Annotated in this window: 15 protein-coding genes; 10 read left to right on the forward strand and 5 right to left on the reverse strand. The window is 43.7% G+C overall.

The features are described from left to right. Positions 1–92 precede the first annotated feature (92 nt). The 3 genes from AB4154_RS04660 to AB4154_RS04670 all read left to right on the forward strand — a co-directional run bounded on the left by AB4154_RS04660 (position 93) and on the right by AB4154_RS04670 (position 3,355). Positions 93–2,036, forward strand: coding sequence for an ATP-binding protein (locus AB4154_RS04660; protein WP_017060404.1), 1,944 nt, complete (start codon positions 93–95; stop codon positions 2,034–2,036). Next, positions 2,029–2,526 (forward strand): response regulator, encoded by a 498-nt coding sequence (locus AB4154_RS04665; RefSeq protein WP_017068761.1) that lies wholly within the window; start codon positions 2,029–2,031, stop codon positions 2,524–2,526. Before AB4154_RS04660 ends, AB4154_RS04665 begins: the two co-directional genes overlap by 8 nt. 286 nt (positions 2,527–2,812) lie before the next feature. Further along, positions 2,813–3,355, forward strand: a complete 543-nt coding sequence (locus tag AB4154_RS04670; RefSeq protein ID WP_017065409.1) for a hypothetical protein — start codon at positions 2,813–2,815, stop codon at positions 3,353–3,355. Positions 3,356–3,504: 149 nt separating this feature from the next. Here AB4154_RS04670 and AB4154_RS04675 read toward each other — a convergent pair whose 3' ends face one another. Beyond that, positions 3,505–4,086 (reverse strand): TfoX/Sxy family DNA transformation protein, encoded by a 582-nt coding sequence (locus AB4154_RS04675; RefSeq protein WP_017060401.1) that lies wholly within the window; start codon positions 4,084–4,086, stop codon positions 3,505–3,507. A 357-nt stretch (positions 4,087–4,443) separates the two neighbouring features. On the opposite strand from AB4154_RS04675, the gene AB4154_RS04680 reads away from it, so the two are divergent. From AB4154_RS04680 to AB4154_RS04700, 5 genes are all read left to right on the forward strand, one after another. Beyond that, positions 4,444–5,364, forward strand: coding sequence for an HDOD domain-containing protein (locus AB4154_RS04680; protein WP_017066065.1), 921 nt, complete (start codon positions 4,444–4,446; stop codon positions 5,362–5,364). A 54-nt stretch (positions 5,365–5,418) separates the two neighbouring features. After that, positions 5,419–6,324, forward strand: coding sequence for a lysine exporter LysO family protein (locus AB4154_RS04685; RefSeq protein ID WP_017071961.1), 906 nt, complete (start codon positions 5,419–5,421; stop codon positions 6,322–6,324). A gap of 173 nt (positions 6,325–6,497) precedes the next feature. Further along, a complete protein-coding gene (locus AB4154_RS04690; protein WP_017065407.1) occupies positions 6,498–7,025 on the forward strand; it encodes a hypothetical protein in 528 nt (175 codons plus the stop codon). A gap of 118 nt (positions 7,026–7,143) precedes the next feature. Next, complete coding sequence (gene panP, locus AB4154_RS04695; protein ID WP_017060397.1) at positions 7,144–8,787, forward strand: pyridoxal-dependent aspartate 1-decarboxylase PanP; 1,644 nt, start codon at positions 7,144–7,146, stop codon at positions 8,785–8,787. 358 nt (positions 8,788–9,145) lie between these two features. Further along, a complete protein-coding gene (locus tag AB4154_RS04700) occupies positions 9,146–10,000 on the forward strand; it encodes a MurR/RpiR family transcriptional regulator (RefSeq protein ID WP_004734686.1) in 855 nt (284 codons plus the stop codon). Positions 10,001–10,124: 124 nt separating this feature from the next. Here AB4154_RS04700 and AB4154_RS04705 read toward each other — a convergent pair whose 3' ends face one another. Further along, positions 10,125–11,417, reverse strand: coding sequence for an iron-containing alcohol dehydrogenase (locus AB4154_RS04705; protein WP_017060396.1), 1,293 nt, complete (start codon positions 11,415–11,417; stop codon positions 10,125–10,127). Positions 11,418–11,823: 406 nt separating this feature from the next. Between AB4154_RS04705 and AB4154_RS04710 the strand changes: the two genes are divergently transcribed. Together AB4154_RS04710 and AB4154_RS04715 are read left to right on the forward strand one after the other, a co-directional pair. Beyond that, entirely contained in the window at positions 11,824–12,087 is a 264-nt protein-coding gene (locus AB4154_RS04710) for a GrxA family glutaredoxin (RefSeq protein WP_009847069.1), read from the forward strand. Between the two features lie 249 nt (positions 12,088–12,336). Continuing rightward, positions 12,337–14,019, forward strand: a complete 1,683-nt coding sequence (locus tag AB4154_RS04715) for an aspartate:alanine antiporter (RefSeq protein ID WP_017060395.1) — start codon at positions 12,337–12,339, stop codon at positions 14,017–14,019. Positions 14,020–14,325: 306 nt separating this feature from the next. On the opposite strand, the gene fabV is transcribed toward AB4154_RS04715, so the two are convergent. The 3 genes from fabV to AB4154_RS04730 all read right to left on the reverse strand — a co-directional run bounded on the left by fabV (position 14,326) and on the right by AB4154_RS04730 (position 18,706). Next, positions 14,326–15,528 (reverse strand): enoyl-ACP reductase FabV, encoded by a 1,203-nt coding sequence (gene fabV / locus AB4154_RS04720; protein ID WP_017065406.1) that lies wholly within the window; start codon positions 15,526–15,528, stop codon positions 14,326–14,328. 210 nt (positions 15,529–15,738) lie between these two features. After that, positions 15,739–18,021: an acyl-CoA dehydrogenase gene (locus tag AB4154_RS04725; protein ID WP_017071963.1), complete on the reverse strand. Its 2,283-nt coding sequence runs from the start codon at positions 18,019–18,021 to the stop codon at positions 15,739–15,741. Positions 18,022–18,076: 55 nt separating this feature from the next. After that, positions 18,077–18,706, reverse strand: a complete 630-nt coding sequence (locus tag AB4154_RS04730) for a TetR/AcrR family transcriptional regulator (RefSeq protein WP_017065403.1) — start codon at positions 18,704–18,706, stop codon at positions 18,077–18,079. Positions 18,707–18,835: the final 129 nt, after the last annotated feature.

Raw genomic sequence — 18,835 nt, forward strand, 5'->3', positions numbered from 1 at the left:
CTTCGATTGCCTCAATAAATTAACGGCTAGCTCTCATCCTTATTCGGCGGTTCTTGCTAGGCTAAAGACGTCGCTACTATTAAGGTTGAGCTGTGAATCAATACGCTGTTATCTGTTTGGACAATAATCCGGTTAGCATTGAAAGAATACGTTCGGAGCTGGCTCCGTTGGCTTCTGTATTCGATATTTATACTGCCGAGAACATAGAAGACGCACATCACGCATTAGAAGATATTCATGATCACAACCAAACCGTTGCCTTGGTGATCACTCATCATCATTCTGAATTTAATGGCGTGCAATTCCTGATTGAACTTCAACAGCTGCCCCATAGTAATACCGCAAGAACGATATTAGTCAGCGCTTCGTCAGACATTCAATCCATTTTAACCGCTGTGAATGAAGGTAGGCTCAACCACTGTTTAACCAAACCGGTTCAAGATCAGGTTCTGTTCAAATCAGCGCAAAAAGAGCTGACCTCTTTTGTTATCCAATACGACTCAGAAAACCTGCTCTCTTACAGCGATGCATTGGATCAACAACGCTTACTCAGAGCGCACATTGAGCAAAAGATTCACTCTTTCCAATCGGGTTTCATTCACGACTACCACCAGCTTTCTGATAATGCCCTTGCAGAACGTGTCGTCAGTGCCTTACAAGATGTGTTTTCAAAAGATGACAAAACTAAGGCCATTCGTGACTATTCCCCCGAGCATCTACTCACTGTGGAAGGCGAAGACAATCGCTTTTTATGGCTGATCATTGAGGGTGAAGCAGCTCTTTATAAGAAAGATGAACTTGGGCAACAGCGGGAAGTGGTACGTCACTCCAAAGGGAACATTGTTGGCGGGATGTCATTTGTAACAGGCGAGCCTTCGTTTTCTACGGCGATCACCCTAACGCAGACTCGCGTTATCAAACTGGATAAAGATAGCTTTGCTCAGGTGATGCATTCAAACAATACCCTGCTGCCTTTATTTACCAATCTATTGCTCCGTCATTTTAATCGACGTTTGCAACGCAGCATCACCAATAAGATCAAACTGCAGCAGACACTAGAATCATTAGAGTCTGCACATCAACAACTGATCGAGAAAGAGAAAATGGCGATGCTCGGGCAGCTAGTCGCGGGAGTCGCACATGAGCTGAATAACCCGATTGCTGCCATATTAAGAAGCATCGAAACTCTGTCAGACCATCTCGACCAAATATTGGCAAACCTATCCGTTCCAGAGTCCAATAAAGGGACTGACGTACTGGCACATTCAAAGTTAGCTAAGCCACTATCAACAGCCCAAGAAAGACAGCTCGTAAAGCATCTTACGTCGACGATTAATGACCGTGCTTTAGCAAAAAAAGCCGTGAGACTAAACCTAAGCCAAGACTCTACGGTTCTAAACACATTAAAGGCGTCCCCTGTCGCAGGCAAAGAGCTGCTCAATGACTTAGAGCATTACCATTATGTTGGAAACTCTATCCGCTCAATTCAAGTGTGCAGCAAGCGTATTGCCGATATGGTCAAAAGCTTAAAAAGCTATGCTAGAGAAGATGAAGAAGTTCGCCACTACACAGATATCCACGAAGGGCTTGAAGATACCTTAGTGATCTTCGAAAACAGGCTTAAACACCACCAACTCGAAAAGCATTACGATACCGACTTACCGCCTTTATTGTGCCAGTCGCTCTCGCTGCAACAAGTGTGGACCAACCTTATCTCCAATGCGCTCGATGCCCTATCTGAACGAGGAAAAGTGACCATCACCACTTCTCAACAGACAAAAGGCGACGACGCGTTTCTTGTGGTGCAAATCTCCGATACTGGCCACGGCATTGCCAAAGAAGACATCAACACCATTTTCAACCCAAATTTCACGACTAAAAAAGAAGGCAACTTTGGTTTAGGGATTGGGTTATCCATTTCTCAACAAATCGTTTCGGCTCATCAAGGGTTTATTTTGGTGGAGTCAGAGGTAGGCAGCCATACAAACATGCAAGTGTGGCTTCCATTCAAACAAGAAGGAGCACCTCATGAATAAGTACCTAATTTTATGTGTCGATGATGAACCTGAAGTTCTCAATAGTGTCCTTCAGGACTTGGCGATATTTGAAGAGAACTTTCTGGTTGAAGGTGCAGAGTCGGTCGGTGAAGCCAAGCAAGTAATCAAAGAAATGGGACAAGATGGTATTAAGCTCGCGTTAATCTTGTGCGACCACATCATGCCAGAAAAGACCGGCATCGATTTTCTGATCGAACTCAATCAACACGACGCTACTAAACCAACACGTAAGCTGCTGCTCACAGGGCAAGCAGGGCTGGAAGATACCGTCACGGCCATTAACAACGCTGCACTTGATTTCTATATTTCAAAACCTTGGCAAGGCGATCAACTGAGAGACACGATTACTCAACAATTGACTGACTATGTCATTGCCAACGACAAGCAATTGCTAAACTGGACTTCCATCTTAGATACCGAGCGCATACTGACTTCAATGGCGGATAAACGCACCAGTTTTGGTGAATAGCACTGATTGGTTAATGGATACTGAGAATAGCGTCATCCGATATAAAAACCTTCCAAATGTATACAAATTTTGGATAATTCGCTCGTCTATTTTTCTCATTCGCCATAAACATGAGATCTCCGTTACATACTGATCCTTAATTTGCTTGTTTTTTAACTAAATGAGTAAGGTTTTACATTTTAAAGGATTACTTTTCCGTGAGTTAGATTAAACTGTCTCAATGTTTATGGTTTGCCGATTTGTCTCAAACCAAAGGAATTAACACTAATATAGGTTTACGGTCGTTATGCGCAAAATTCTACTTACTACCGCTATGCTATTGGCTTCTGGTCAAGCACTAGCTGTTGATGAACAACCACAGGTAATGAGCAACTTTAACTATGATTACTTTGAAGCACGTATCGGTGCTAGCCCAGTAACATTTGGTGGTGCGTTCAGTAAGTCCATTCACCCGAACGCTCACGCTATAGCACGTATCGATTCAGAATTTGAAAGCGATTACGACTCAGCTGTAGGTCTTGGTTTCCACGCTCCATTAAACAACTGGGCAGACCTAACAGGTGAAATGCTAGCTCGTATCGTTCAACCTGAGAACTCAAGCTCTACTGATATCGGTATGGAAATCAACATTGGTGTTCGCCAATGGCTTGGTCCACAACTAGAAGTTGGTGGTAAAGGTGGTTACGTTTCTATCGATGACAACGATGATTGGACAGGTTCTGTTTACGCGCGTTTCCACTCTACAGAGCTTTTCTCTCTAGGCGCTGAAGCTCGTATTAACGACTTCTACGGTGACCAACTTATGTTCACTGCTCGCTTCAAGTACTAATACTTAAAGCCAAGCTAGCTCTTAACGAGCACTTAGCCTTTTGATACTTAGTCTTTTAAGAAATCCGACTAAGACAGAAACAAAAAAACCGAGGACATTCCTCGGTTTTTTTTATTGACAGTAATCTTAAGCATATAAGGCAAACTTCTTTAGTGGCAGCTCTTCAGTAATTGCTGCTTGCGTGGCTCTTGTAATAGTTTCCAGTGAATACCATCAATTGCACCCGCAAATTTCCAAAGTAGTTTTAGGTCAACATCGTTTCCGTACGCTTCGCGAACCTTATTAAACACTTCAGGCGCGCCCAACTGCATAAACATTGAAACATCATCCACACCCGCCTTTTTAACCATGCGCTCTAACGTAAGCTGCATGTTTGGTAGATCTCTTAATCTACGGCTAGCTGATGACTTCTTGAAGCTACGCTGCTGAATTGAATTATCGATTGAAGTACGAATAATACTATCCAATTCAGGATGTTCACAGGTAAACAGATCCGTAATGTCGTAATAGTTTACGGTTGCTGTTGTCTGCTTCTTTACATGACGATACTTTTCACAATCAAGATCGGTCAGTTTTTTATCTAATGATTTTCCACCTCTAATGAATAAACAACCTTCACTCAATAAAGCGAACATAGCGTCATTTTGAAAGAGGCCAATACCTCCGAACATAGAACGTTTTTGATGTTCACCAAATTGATTCACGTAATTAATAAATGCTGTCTCGGTCATATCCGTTGATCCTTAATCAAATTACCCCGATTAGGTTGATCACCAGACAAGCAGCTTGTTATGCGAAAATTTTAAATCTATTTTGTTATTCTATAGGTGAATATTATGGTTTCGTTTTTCACCTTTAAATAAATCATACTTCGAAAAGAAAAATAAGTCTGGACTTAGTTCACATCAATCAATTGAGTATTCCGGTTTTTCATGATTGACTTCACAGTAAACTATCAAACCATGCTTGAATTTGGACACCTAGTGATACACCGGTTCAAATTATTAAAGGTTATGTAGACGGGTGAGTATTGCCTCGCAGCATCGTGGCTTGTAAAATGGCAGGACAGACCTGTTTTTACTTTTTATATGAATCATTTATCGTTTTTCTGGCTACCTCAAAATAAGACTCTTCTCTTAAAGGGTCTAGAATCAGAGTTTGCCCAACTTGTTGGACATTCTATCTCAGCGGGAAAAATAACACTTCCTCCTATCCCTAACGTTGTACTGAAGATTCAATCGCTTTGTACCCTTGAATCAACTGGGATTGCTGACGTTGCCGAATGCTTACTCGAAGACCCAGGCCTCGCGGCTATTGTCATTCGTGTGGCTAACTCTGTCGTCTTTAACCGACGTAATATTACTTGTGTTGATATTATGACGGCGGTGTCGCGCCTTGGCATATTAAGAGTACGTGACATCGTGACGGCTCAGGCTATTGAGCAACTCAAACACTCAGTCAACCTCAGTAAAGAATGTAATAAGGTATTGGTTCAGAGCGCTTCTGTATCAAAAGAGCTGGGCGCTACTATGGTGCTTGTTACCAACAGCTTCAAAGAGCTCTCCCCTACTGAATACCGTTACCTTGAGCATGAAAAATCGCTGCTTGTTGGATTACTGGCTGATATTGGTTTGTTCTGTTTGGTTAGCGAATACCACCTCTACCTCGAAAATGGCAATTACCTAGATCACGACATCGCTCTACAAATCTTCCAAGGCCAATGTTCTGCTACCAGTAAATTGGTGCTTAACCGTTGGGGCTTCGACAGCGACTTTATTGATGTGTGCAGCAATACCATCAATAACCACGAACAGCGTGAAGTCTCTTACTTAGATATCGCTCGAATCGCTAACCACCTGCTGATGTTCAGAAACAAGGATGAGAACATCGATGATCACGAAGTTGAACTTAACGTGACAGGTGCAGAGGTGCTTTATAAATTAAGCAACTTGAGCAAGCATGATTTTAATGCAAAGCTAAGCGACGTGATCAATACTAGCGGCTTCTAAGTCACTGTTAAATTACAAGTAAGTGTAATATGAAGTAAATGCAATGGGGAAAGCATGTTTACAGGGATGATCTTTATATTTGCGCCACTCGTCGTGGGGTATCTTTTTGCAATTTCGAACGCTCAGACATTAGAATTTATCAACCGCTCAACATCGCGGTTGATCTACGTGATTCTGGCGTTAATGGGACTAAGCTTAGCCGCCCTCGATAACCTAGGCAGTAACCTGCAGACAATCCTTCTATATACCGTCACTTTCTTTGTCTGCTTAAGCGTATGTAACCTAATGGCACTGCCCGCTATTGATAAGTTATTGCCACTCAAAACCGACAGTAGCAAGAAGAAGCTTCCCCTCTCTTCTATGGCGATGGAATCTGCAAAACTCATCTTAGTGGTAGGTTCAGGGCTAATCGCTGGCTTAGTGCTGCCTATTGGCCTTGATTGGGTTGATACCGCAAGCGAATGGATTCTGTTTGTTCTTCTATTCTTTATCGGCATTCAGCTGCGTAATAGCGGACTCACACTTCGTCAGATCTTACTCAACAAGCACGGTATGGTTATCGCAATCACCATTATCATCACCTCAATGTTAGGTGGTGTAATCGCGGCTTACATCCTAGATATCCCTCTGTTCAAAGCCTTGGCAATGTCTTCTGGATTTGGTTGGTACTCTCTGGCTGGTATCTTAATGGGTGACGCCTTTGGTCCTGTCTATGGTGGCGCTTCTTTCATGCTTGAGCTGTTAAGAGAGTTAGTTGCCTTGGTACTGATTCCAGTGCTAATTCGCAGCTACCCATGCACTTCCATTGGTTATGCTGGTGCGACTGCGATGGACTTCACCTTACCGGTCATTCAAACAACAGGCGGCGTTAGATGTGTGCCTATCGCTATCGTCAGTGGCTTTATCCTCAGTTTGCTTGTTCCGATATTGATGTTGTTCTTTGTATCTCTTGCTAACTAGATCGCAGGAATAGCGTTTGTTTTAGATTAGAATGCAACTCGAATACCAATGCCCAGACACCGATACAGTTACCGAAATAAAAAGACACTAAGTGTCATTGCTCAACAAATAACGATCACGGTAACCTGTAACGACAAAGTTATAAAAAGAATAAACTTACAAAAGGAACCACTATGAAACGCCTTTGCGTCGCATTACTGCTAGCTTCAACTTCTACTTTCTCTTTTGCAGCAGATTCAATGTCTGAGACAAACCAGTGCCAAGCAAAAAAATATGATGCGTACATCGACGCTTCTTTGAATTGGTATGCCGACCTTGCTGCATTAACCTCTGAGCAATATCCAGAGCTAACAGAAGTGAGTGAGTGGTTCCTAGAAGGTCGTAAGCACCACTTTGAGCTGAATCGTGCTGCGGTTAACTACTACCTTGTGAACGATTCAAGCAAAGTGGCAACAGAGCAGCCTGTAGAAGGCTGGTTGCAACTTGAGCAACACGACATTAAAACGCTATCAACACGTGATGATGAGCTTGGTAAAATCGCGAAAACAACGTTCGATGACCGCCAATCAACGCCTCACGCTCAAAACTACGAACTACGTTCTGCCTTTGCAGAGCTGCTTAGTCACCCTAAGCAAATCGACTCAGCGCTACAGCGTTACAACCAGTCGATCAGTAAACTTGAAGCGATTAAGTGTAAATAACCCCGCATTTAATATGCTTTTTTGAGAAGTTGGATTTCATAATTAAGACGGGACATTGTTCCCGTTTTCGTTTAGATTGTCCCGCTCGCGTCAATATTAGAAAAATAACTCGCTTGCTATGGTTACGGAACAAAAAACAGCAGATGTTAGCTTCGACAGTCTTCTACGTATCTTCACGGTACCTGAAGGCCCAGATTCAACACTCACTCAAATTGAAGACAAACTTTCACGAAACCTGAATCAATTCTTACGTGAACATATTGTGGCTGAAGAAAAGCCGTTGCGTGAAATTGAGAAAGATTTTTCAAATGCTCATATCCCAGAGCAGCCTGAGTTTGTTTCTGAACATACTGAGCATCTCCTCGATTCTCTTGTGTCTCATTCGGTTCACACGTCTTCGCCAAGTTTTATTGGCCACATGACCTCTGCGTTGCCGTACTTCCTGATGCCGCTTTCAAAAATCATGATTGCGTTGAATCAGAATCTAGTAAAAATCGAGACCTCAAAAGCGTTCACTCCCCTAGAACGTCAAGTTCTGGGCATGTTACATCGCCTGATTTATCAAGATAGTGACCAGTTTTATTCTCGTTGGATGCACAGCGCAAACCACTCTTTAGGTGCGTTTTGTTCTGGCGGTACCATCGCGAACATTACAGCGCTCTGGGTTGCACGTAACAACGCACTAAAAGCGCAAGGTTCGTTCAAAGGTGTAGAAAAAGAAGGCCTGTTTAAAGCCATGAAGCACTACGACTACGAAGGCCTTGCCATCTTAGTCTCTGAACGTGGCCACTACTCTCTGAAAAAAGCCGCGGATGTCCTTGGTATTGGTCAAGAAGGTCTAGTGTCTGTTAAAACAGATAACGACAACCGTATTTGTACTGATGATTTAAGACTCAAGATCGAGCAGCTCAAGCAGAACAAGATCAAACCTTTCGCCGTCATTGGTGTGGCTGGTACAACCGAAACCGGTAATATCGACCCGCTAAGAGACATTGCTGAGGTGTGTGCCGAATCCGATTGTCATTTCCACGTTGATGCAGCTTGGGGCGGTGCGACTCTGATGTCTAACAATCATCGTCACCTACTTGATGGTATTGAACTGGCGGATTCAGTCACGATTGATGCGCATAAACAGCTTTATATCCCTATGGGTGCGGGTATGGTTCTGTTTAAGAAGCCAGATGCGATGACTGCGATTGAACATCATGCTCAATACATTCTTCGTAAAGGCTCAAAAGATTTAGGCAGCCATACGTTAGAAGGTTCTCGTTCAGGTATGGCAATGCTGGTTTACGCCGCAATGCACATCATTAGCCGCCCAGGTTATGAACTGCTGATCGACCAAAGCATCAACAAAGCGCGCTACTTTGCCGACCTAATTAAAGATCAGAGCGACTTCGAGCTGGTTTCAGAACCTGAGCTTTGCCTACTGACTTATCGCTATGTCCCTGAGTCAGTCAAAGCGGCACTGCTTAAAGCTGAGCCTGAACATCGTGTCGAACTGAATGAGTTGCTCAATGAGCTGACTAAGTTTATTCAGAAGAAGCAGCGTGAAACAGGTAAGTCTTTCGTGTCACGTACACGCTTAAACCCTGAAGCATGGGTACATCAGCCAATCATCGTTTTCCGCGTGGTATTAGCAAACCCACTAACAGGCAATGACATTCTTTCGTCAGTGCTTGAAGAACAGCGTGAGATCTCTAAACTAGCACCAAACTTGATGGGCAAAATCAACAAACTGGTTACGCAAATCAACGCATAGTCATTCAATTTTAGTTGCATCAAATTGAAAATTTCTTTCTTTTTGATGTAACTAAGCTGTCAGTTCATACCCATTTTGCATTCTTTTTGCTCAAACTCTCTTCCAATTCTGTAGTTTTCTAAAATTTTGTTGAGGTTTGTCATATTCTTAAGCATTCATGCCCTGTTTTTGTATTAGTAAATAGTATGTTGGGTTTATACTGACTCTATGGTGCTAGTTAGCTTGATATCTATTTGACGCAGCAGTATTTACGAAACCGAATATACATCGGCTTTGTGTTTACTGATATTTGCTTCAGCCATACCCCCTGGTAAAAGATATTAACTAGCAAGTTGTTCTCTATACCCTTGTGAACACTATGAATACATTAGAAAAAATACAAAAAAACCTGGAAAATTTCAGCAAGTCTGAGCGCAAGGTAGCCGAAGTAATTATGGCTTCCCCTCAAACTGCAATTCATTCTAGCATTGCTACCTTAGCTAAAATGGCTGACGTGAGTGAGCCTACAGTTAACCGCTTCTGTCGTCGATTAGACACAAAGGGCTTCCCTGACTTCAAACTTCACCTAGCTCAAAGCTTGGCAAACGGTACACCTTACGTGAACCGTAATGTTGAAGAAGATGATGGTCCAGATGCTTATACGCATAAGATTTTCGAATCAACTATGGCTTGTCTAGACGTTGCTAAAAACAGTCTAGACGCGATGCAAGTAAACCGTGCTGTTGACTTGCTGACTCAAGCAAAACGCATTTCGTTCTTCGGATTGGGTGCCTCTTCTGCTGTCGCCAAAGATGCTCAAAACAAGTTTATTCGTTTTAATATCCCAATCACATGTTTCGAAGACATCGTGATGCAACGAATGAGCTGCATTAACTGCAGTGATAACGACGTTATTGTTCTTATCTCTCATACTGGCCGCACTAAAAGCCAAGTTGAGATTGCAAACTTAGCGCGTGAAAACGGTGCGACAGTTATTGCTATCACAGCAAAAGATTCTCCACTGGATAAAGCGAGCTCGTTGTCTATTTCTCTGGATGTTCCAGAAGACACTGACGTTTACATGCCAATGGCAAGTCGCGTTGTTCAGATGACGGTTATCGATGTGCTAGCGACAGGCTTTACGCTACGTCGTGGTTCTGGTTTCAGAGAGAACCTAAAGCGCGTCAAAGAGTCACTTCGTGATTCACGTTACGAGAAGTACTCTCAGTTCTAATCTGCTTAGTCATGAACTGAAAACAGATGACCAGAGAACAAGTTGAATTAAAAAAACGGAGCCTAGAGCTCCGTTTTTATTTGTCTGTATAAAATGACTTATACAACGAACAAGTTTAAGACCGTTAGATAGTCCAACTATTGCCCTTCTCAACCACGCTGTTTTCGGACGCATAAGAATTGATAATGGTAAAGCTCGACTCGACAGCTGGCTCTTGCCCAATTTGATTCATTGAAGCTCCCTCATGATGCCCTTCTCTACAACTGCACTTCTCGCATACTTGCTTCAAAATATGCACGAGCCTCTCTTGGTTAAGCGGCAAAGGGTTTCCTTTAATCGCCACTGATTTGAGCGCGTCGGCAGACACCTCATCAAACTGGGCTTCACAGACACCAAATTCCAACAAGTTGGGTAACTTAAGCGTATCAAGCACTTCCGATAACCAAGAAATTGCCTCCTCTTCTATTGCTTCTACGTTACCTGTTACTATCTGAGCGATTCGCTGATAACGCGCTAGGATGTCGCTTCTTTGCTGCTCTTTTGCAACGGCTATGTTCTCCAACATCACAAACGGCGCTAAACGCGCGGTAATCACACTATGAGGCGCAGAAATCTTACCTCCTAGTGCGGAGGCTAAACCATGGGCTGCGCCAAGCTTGGCATTAGTTATCGCCATACCACCGAGCATAGAAGCGAAAGCAAGATCAGAACGCGCTTGAGGCTCATCATAAACACACGCTTTAACCACAGAACCACTCAACTTACGCAGCCCTTCTTCACAAATCATATCGGTTAACGGATTCGGTTCACCACACACGTAGGCTTCCATTAGATGAGTAAAGGCATCCATCGCACCTCGCCCAGATAGATATAGATTGGTTCCATGAGTTAGGGTTGGGTCGACAATCGCAACGTCGGCCAGCATGTCTGGGCTTCTCAGGCTGATTTTCACTTGGTCTTGGCCTGATTTCAGCACCGCGTTTTTAGTGACCTCGGCGCCGGTACTCGCTGTGGTTGGAATTGCGATAAACGGAAGTGGTTTGGTTTTAAGAGGAACATTACGCCCGACCACTTCAACATAGTCATATAAATTGCCTTGATTAGGTAAAACCGCAGCCAACGCTTTGCCCATATCGATGGCGCTACCGCCCCCCATGGCGACAACCATATCTGGCTTAAATCGACGAGCAGAAATAGCCGCCTCTTCAACCATTTTGATATTAGGTTCACCGGAAACGGCAATGTGCTGATAACGCATACTCTGCGCATCAAGATAGTCAGTAACAATTGAAGTGCGCTCTAATGTATTGCCTGTAACCAATAGCACGCTGTAGCCATATTGATTAAAGAGAGACAATGAAGCGGAAAGTGCTCCATCACCAAAGATGATCTTTGTAGATGTCATAAATTGAAACATGGTGCCTCCTGCGCCTATGACCGAACAAAACTGCGAACTCTTGGTTATTGGAATTTAGCCTTTATATAGTGCATCAGTATTAAGATGCCTCGTTCTGTATGCGCTTTTTTTGACGAGGTGCAACTTGTCGCATTAAAGATGGATTAATGTCGTATTCTTAGGGGTAATTCACACTCTTAAATTAAGGGTAATCAATCTGAATACCCATCAGAAATCAGCATGGATCCTTTTTGTGACCATTATTTGCTCTGATAGACAAAACCTATTGTATTAAGAGGTAATTCCATCTTTATTTCCCCATGGCATTGAGGCATAGTTGGTTTTATGAAATTTTGAGTGGCATTCACTAAAGAATAGTTAACATAATCGAGTTAACGAGCCTCATCCCGTATTTAGGAGAAATTAAATGTTTGTAGTTATTTTTGGTCGCCCTGCTTGCCCATTCTGTGTTCGTGCAAAAGAGCATGCTGAAACTCTTAAAGCTAAACGCGATGACTTCAACTACCGTTACGTTGACATCCACGCTGAAGGTATCAGCAAAGCTGATCTAGAGAAGACTGTTGGTAAACCTGTCGATACAGTTCCACAAATCTTCATCGACCAAGACCACATCGGCGGCTGCACAGAATTTGAAGCATACGCAAAAGAAAACCTAGGTCTTTTCGACTAAGCTAGGATTTCTCAAACGAGAATCAGGGCTAAAGCCTTAAACAGCTGACCCATTTAGGCGTTAGACTGTACGATTTATAGAAAGCCCGCTCACTGTAGCGGGCTTTTTTATGACCAGTTTTCATACGGAATAAGAATAAGGTCAAAATCAAGTAAATTAACAAAATATTGCTTATAATTTATTTATATTTAGATACAATTCACCTCTCAAACTTACCCTGTGTTCCACGCCAATTATTGAGCGACCACCGTGAATATCGACGTTGTTTTTCTGTTAGAACAAAACCCCATTCTCCTCATCTTTGTTGTTTTATCGATTGGATTAGCCATTGGTAAAATTCGTTTCGGTAGCCTCCAACTTGGTAATTCAATCGGTGTTTTGATTACTTCCCTTATCATGGGACATCTTGGCTTTTCTTTTAACGCAGATGCGCTCACCATTGGTTTCATGCTGTTCATCTACTGTGTTGGCATTGAAGCTGGACCAAACTTCTTCGGTATCTTCTTTAGAGACGGTAAGCACTACCTCATTCTGAGCCTTGTGGTACTTTCTACCGCAATTGCCCTAACCTATTTCAGTAGTCATTACCTTGGCCTAGGCTTTGGTTTATCTGCAGGCATGATGGCAGGTGCCTTAACAGCAACGCCGATATTGGTAGGTGCTCAAGATGCTCTGAATTCTGGGCTTGCAGAATTACCAAGAAACATGGACTTGAGCCTGATTATCGAAAACCTTTCAGTCGGTTACGCGATGGCTTACTTGGTTGGCTTAATCAGTATGATTATGTTTGCTCGCTTGATTCCAAAACTTCAAAAAGTGAACCTACACGACTCGGCAGAGCAAATCGCCCAAGAACGTGGGTTAGGCGCTTCAGGTCAGCGTAAGGTTTACTTGCCCATTATTCGTGCTTATCGAGTGGGACCAGAGCTCATCTCTTGGACTGACGGTAAGAATCTGCGTGAACTGGGCATCTATCGCCAAACAGGCTGTTACATCGAGCGTATTCGACGTAATGGTATTCTTGCCCATCCAGATGGTGATGCAATTCTGCAAGAAGGCGATGAGATCGCATTGGTTGGTTTCCCAGATAGCCACGCTCGTCTAGACCCAAGCTTCCGTAACGGTAAAGAAGTTTTCGACCGTAACCTTCTCGATCTGCGTATCGTGGAAGAAGAGATCGTCGTTAAGAGTGACAGTATCGCAGGTAAGCGCCTATCAGACTTAAACCTGTCTGAATACGGCTGTTTCCTTAACCGCGTAGTACGTGCTCAGATTGAAATGCCGATGGACTTAAACATCGTGCTTTCTAAAGGTGACGTCCTACAGGTGAGTGGTGAAAAGAGTCGAGTGCACGGCCTAGCTGAGAAAATTGGTTTCATCTCAATCCACAGCCAAATGGCGGATTTGATGGCCTTCTGTAGCTTCTTCATTTTGGGTATTTTGTTTGGTTTGATCACCATGACATTCGGTCAGGTATCGTTTGGGCTAGGTAACGCGGTTGGCCTGCTTCTATCGGGCATCATGCTTGGTTTCCTACGAGCGAACCACCCTACTTTCGGTTATGTGCCTCAAGGTGCTCTGAACATGGTCAAAGACCTCGGTTTGATGTTCTTTATGGTCGGTATCGGCTTGAGCGCCGGTGGTAAGATATTTGAGCACTTAACCCAAGTTGGCCCACAGGTAATAGGTATTGCCCTAGTAGTGAGTGTGCTGCCAGTATTCTTCGCTTACTTGGTTGGCGCTTACGTATTGAAGATGAACCGAGCTTTGTTGTTCGGTGCAATCATTGGCGCGCGAACTTGCGCTCCAGCGATGGACATCGTAAATGACCACGCTCGCTCAACGATTCCGGCTCTGGGTTATGCGGGTACTTATGCGATAGCCAATATATTGATGACCTTAGCAGGTACTTTCATCATCATAATTAGCTAGCATCTGCTGCATTAAAAGCAGCCAAGCTTAGATATTTCGAATGCACTAATTCACTTTGGGTTAGTGCATTTTTTATAACCTGTTTTAAGCGGTTCAAGCCTTCTTCCCCACTCCTGCTCTTAACTCTCTTCATCCCTTATTTCTACTCTTGTCCCCCTTCGAATCGCGGTAGCCGTATCCGCTCTTAAATCTCTTCGCATCCCGCCACTCGAATCCCATATCTGCTCTTAATCTCTTGAACCAAATAGCAGACAAAAAAATAGGCGCTCAATGAGCGCCTATTTCGTTTAGATTCGATAACTTGAATTAGATGTCAGCTACATCAAATTCAACAGCTGGGTTAACGTCAGCTTCGTAATCAACACCTTCAACACCGAAACCAAATAGCTTCAAGAACTCTTCTTTGTACTCTACGTAGTCAGTCAGTTCTTTTAGGTTCTCAGTTGTGATTTGAGGCCATAGGTTACGACAGTGATCTTGAATGTCTTCGCGAAGCTCAAGGTCATCTAGACGTAGACGGTTCACTTCATCCACTTCTGGCGCGCTGCCGTCTTCTTTGTATAGACGTTGGCTGAACATACGGAAGATCTGTTCCATACAACCTTCGTGAATACCTTCTTCACGCATCTTCTTGAACACCATAGCGATGTAAAGAGGCATTACAGGGATTGCAGAACTTGCTTGAGTCACTACAGACTTAAGAACAGCAACGTTTGCAGTACCGCCAGTTTGGCCTAGCTTCTCGTTCAGCGCTGTCGCTGCACGGTCTAGATCCATCTTAGCTTTACCTAGTGCGCCATCCCAGTAGATTGGCCACGTTAGTTCAGTACCGATGTAGCTGTAAGCAACCGTCTTACAACCGTCCGCTAGAACACCAGCTTCAGAAAGAGCATTGATCCAAAGTTCCCAATCTTCACCGCCCATTACAGTAACAGTGTCTTTGATCTCTTCTTCAGTTGCAGGCTCTACGCTTGCTTCGATGATTGTGTCTTTGTTCGTATCAACCGCAGTTGACGTGTACGTTTCACCGATAGGCTTTAGAGATGAACGAATTACTTCGCCAGTCTCTGGCATTTTACGCACTGGAGACGCCAGTGAGTATACAACCATATCGATTTGGCCTAGATCTTCTTTGATCAGGTCAATTGTTTTCTGTTTCGCCTCGTTAGAGAAAGCATCGCCGTTCAGGCTTTTTGAATATAGGCCTTCTTCTTTAGCAAACTTGTCGAACGCTGCTGAGTTGTAGAAACCAGCTGTGCCAGGCTTTTTCTCAGTACCGGCTTTCTCAAAGAAAACACCGATAGTTGAAGCGCCGCCACCAAATGCAGCCGCAATACGTGAAGACAAGCCGTAGCCACTTGAAGAGCCAACAACTAGTACACGTTTAGGTGCGTTTGCGATTGGGCCTTGAGCTTTTGTGTAAGCAATTTGTTCTTTTACATTAGCTTCACAACCGACTGGATGTGTTGTAGTACAGATGAATCCGCGAATTCGAGGTTTGATGATCATATTCAACTTCCTTAAAAAATCAGGTTAAGGATAAAAGTTTCGTACGCAAATGGCATCTAATTTCTGTAAAAATGTGGCGAAAATGCAAGTGGTTGGAGCACTCAGTGAATATTTGCTGACTAAGTCACCATTTGTTAACGCCTCTATTGCAACTTCTACGACAAAAACAAAAAAAGGCACCTAATAAGGTGCCTTTTGTCATTTCTTTATCTAAGCAACGCTATTTAGCTTAGGTTTTAACTCTTTTCGCGTCAAAGTTTCACTGTAATCATGACTGAAGTGGTCAACTTGAATCGCTGCGTAGCGAAGTTTGTCTGCTGCAATGATTTGGTCAACTTCGTCTTGAGTAAGAACATCTGCCGCCAGTGCTTGAGCAAGTTTATCTTGCAATAGACCTTTACGAGCCACTTTGCCCTCTTTCACTGCTTTGAAGATCTTACGTTCGAGAGGCTTGATGCTGTACATCGCATTGAACGCATTCTCCATTAGGCCAACACTATCCTCTTCTTCTTTGCCTATGTAGCAAAGGTGAGTTAGACGTTCACGGTGTGCACCCGGAGTCATCAAGCTTTCTGCCAGTTGTACCGTTAGATTATCACTTGGTTTTTCAAAGTGGTTACCGACAGGGAAAACTAGACCTTTAAGTACTTTACCTACCATCTTGTTCGGGAAGTTTCTGTACGCTTCTTGTAGCGATTTAGCCGCGTTATGGAAACAGTGTTGAACCGCGTAGTGTACGTAGTCTAGGTCAGCTTGTTGACGACCTTCATCTTCATACTTCTTAAGCGCTGCAGACGCCATGTATAGGTAACTTAGACCATCACCTAGACGTGCAGAGATAAGCTCTTTACGTTTCAGTTCGCCACCTAGTGTAAGCATTGCGAAATCCGCACTCACTGCAAGCGCACGGCTCAAGCGAGTTAAGTCTTGGTAGTAAGGCTTCGTTGGACCGCTCATATCCGCTTTAATGAACTTAGAGCCTGTCAATGCCGCACCGAACGCACCAAACGTGTTCTTAGTTGCGTGAGAGATATGCTTGAACAACAAGTTATCGAAATCCTTCGCACCTTGCTTCTCATCTGGGTTTGCTGCCGCTTCCATTTCGCTTAGCACGTATGGGTGACAACGTGTCGCACCTTGACCGAAGATCATCAGGTTGCGAGTTAAGATGTTCGCACCTTCTACTGTGATAGCAACTGGAATACCTAGGTAAGGCGCAGCTAAGTAGTTCATTGGACCATCTTGAATTGCACGACCAGAGTGGATATCCATTGAATCATTCAGGATAGTACGCGCCATTTCTGTCATGTGATATTTCGCGATAGCCGTAACGATACCCGGCTTCTCTTTCATATCGAGTGAAGTAGTTGTTAGTGTACGAGTCGCTTCTAGTAGATACGTTAAGCCACCAATACGACCTAAACTCTCTGCAACTCCTTCAAACTTACCAATCGACATACCGAACTGCTTACGAACATAAGCGTATGCGCCGGTCGTTTTCGCCGTTAGGTGGCCCATCGCCGTGCCAAGTGCGGGTAATGAGATACCACGACCTGCAGACAGACATTCCACCAGCATACGCCAGCCTTTACCTGCGTAATCGGCACCACCGATTAACCATTCCATAGGAATAAATACATCGTGACCGCGTGTTGGACCATTCATAAACGCAAGACCAAGTGGGTCATGACGCTCACCAATCACAACACCTTCGTGGTCAGCCGGGATTAGCGCACAAGTGATGCCAATGTCTTCTTTGTCACCCAGTAGCTTTTCTGGATCGTGCAGTTTGAAAGCCAGACCAAGTACCGTCGCCACTGGTGCTAGTGTAATGTAGCGTTTGTTCCAGTTAAGCTTGATACCTAGCGTCTCTTTACCTTCGTGCATGCCCATGCACACAGTACCGACATCAGGGATACCACCCGCATCAGAACCCGCTTCTGGGCCTGTTAGTGCGAAACATGGGATATCTGTACCGTCAGCAAGACGAGGTAGCCAGTAGTCTTTTTGGTCTTGAGTGCCGTAGTGAGACAGCAGCTCACCAGGACCAAGAGAGTTTGGAACCATTACTGAAACCGCAGTACTGATACTGCGAGTCGCAATCTTAGTTACGATAGTTGAGTTAGCGTGTGCTGAGAATTCACGACCGCCATACTCTTTCGCAATAATTAGCGAAAAGAAACGCTCTTTGCGTAAGAAGTTCCACACCTCTTCAGGAAGGTCTCGATCTTCTTTTACAATTTGGTGGTCATCAAGCATAGCGAGCAAGGTTTCAAGCTCATTATCCATGAACGATTGCTCTTCTGCTGTCAGCTGAGGTTTTGGGTATTGATGCAGCTTAGTGAAATCTGGTTTACCAGAAAACAGCTCTCCGTCCCACCACACGCTACCCGCTTCCATCGCTTCTTTCTCGGTGCTAGATAGTGGTGGTAGTACTTTTTTAAAGAGTTTAAAAGCTGGGTCACTTACCCATTTTTGTCTTAGAGAGCTCATAGTTCAGATCCTTTTGTTCACTATATTGGTTGTGAATGTTTCGCTTTTTATTGTTTTATTCTTCTGCTGACATGCCAGCGGCTAAATATGGAATAAGAATATCGACCACTGCCTTAGCATCTATCTTTCTGTCATAGTCATTCTCTGCAATTTCTACCAGAGCCTGACTTGATGCCATGGTGAATACACAAGTCCCTAGGGTGAAGTGTAATCGCCAAAATAACTGTTCTTGAGTGAGGTTCGGATTCGCCTTCATTACTGACGTTGTAAACAAAGAAAGTACTTCGCTATAACGGGTAGTAATGAACCAACGCAAGTGTCCTTGCACATCTGTATAGCCTCTGCCGATAAGTAACATGAACCGGCTTGTACCATTTGGCCTAACATCATTAAGTGCTCTTAGTGGCTGTCTCAGAGACTCAAACACGTCACTCATAGAATACGTTTCGTTCAAGTTTAAGTTCACTAATGCATCTTGCAGTGCTGGCATAAATGCTTCTAAGTAACGATTGAGTACCGCACGAACCAGAGTCTTCTTATCGCCAAAGTGATAGTTCACTGAAGCTAAGTTGACATTCGCTTTACTCGTAATCGTGCGTAAAGAGGTGTCATTAAAACCGTGCTCAGCAAATAAGCCTTCAGCCACATCTAAGATTTTGTCTTTGGTTGTACTTCTTGGTGCCATTTCAATCACTCGTATTAAACAACTGTTTGAAATATACGCTTAGTACATTTATTTAACAAGCAAGCAACATCACATTTTCACAAATTGGTCGTACCAGTTAATAAAACTCAGCACTAACCGATTGAATCG

This window comes from Vibrio sp. 10N.286.51.B11 (genome assembly GCF_041469245.1).
Classification (GTDB): Bacteria; Pseudomonadota; Gammaproteobacteria; order Enterobacterales; family Vibrionaceae; genus Vibrio; species Vibrio crassostreae_C.

Bases quoted from the DNA above. Each gene is read 5' to 3' on its own strand.
- AB4154_RS04665 (WP_017068761.1), top strand. From the start codon at position 2,029: ATGAATAAGTACCTAATTTTATGTGTCGATGATGAACCTGAAGTTCTC.
- AB4154_RS04670 (WP_017065409.1), top strand. From the start codon at position 2,813: ATGCGCAAAATTCTACTTACTACCGCTATGCTATTGGCTTCTGGTCAA.
- AB4154_RS04675 (WP_017060401.1), bottom strand. From the start codon at position 4,086: ATGACCGAGACAGCATTTATTAATTACGTGAATCAATTTGGTGAACAT.
- AB4154_RS04680 (WP_017066065.1), top strand. From the start codon at position 4,444: ATGAATCATTTATCGTTTTTCTGGCTACCTCAAAATAAGACTCTTCTC.
- AB4154_RS04685 (WP_017071961.1), top strand. From the start codon at position 5,419: ATGTTTACAGGGATGATCTTTATATTTGCGCCACTCGTCGTGGGGTAT.
- AB4154_RS04690 (WP_017065407.1), top strand. From the start codon at position 6,498: ATGAAACGCCTTTGCGTCGCATTACTGCTAGCTTCAACTTCTACTTTC.
- panP (WP_017060397.1), top strand. From the start codon at position 7,144: ATGGTTACGGAACAAAAAACAGCAGATGTTAGCTTCGACAGTCTTCTA.
- AB4154_RS04700 (WP_004734686.1), top strand. From the start codon at position 9,146: ATGAATACATTAGAAAAAATACAAAAAAACCTGGAAAATTTCAGCAAG.
- AB4154_RS04705 (WP_017060396.1), bottom strand. From the start codon at position 11,417: ATGTTTCAATTTATGACATCTACAAAGATCATCTTTGGTGATGGAGCA.
- AB4154_RS04710 (WP_009847069.1), top strand. From the start codon at position 11,824: ATGTTTGTAGTTATTTTTGGTCGCCCTGCTTGCCCATTCTGTGTTCGT.
- fabV (WP_017065406.1), bottom strand. From the start codon at position 15,528: ATGATCATCAAACCTCGAATTCGCGGATTCATCTGTACTACAACACAT.
- AB4154_RS04725 (WP_017071963.1), bottom strand. From the start codon at position 18,021: ATGAGCTCTCTAAGACAAAAATGGGTAAGTGACCCAGCTTTTAAACTC.
- AB4154_RS04730 (WP_017065403.1), bottom strand. From the start codon at position 18,706: ATGGCACCAAGAAGTACAACCAAAGACAAAATCTTAGATGTGGCTGAA.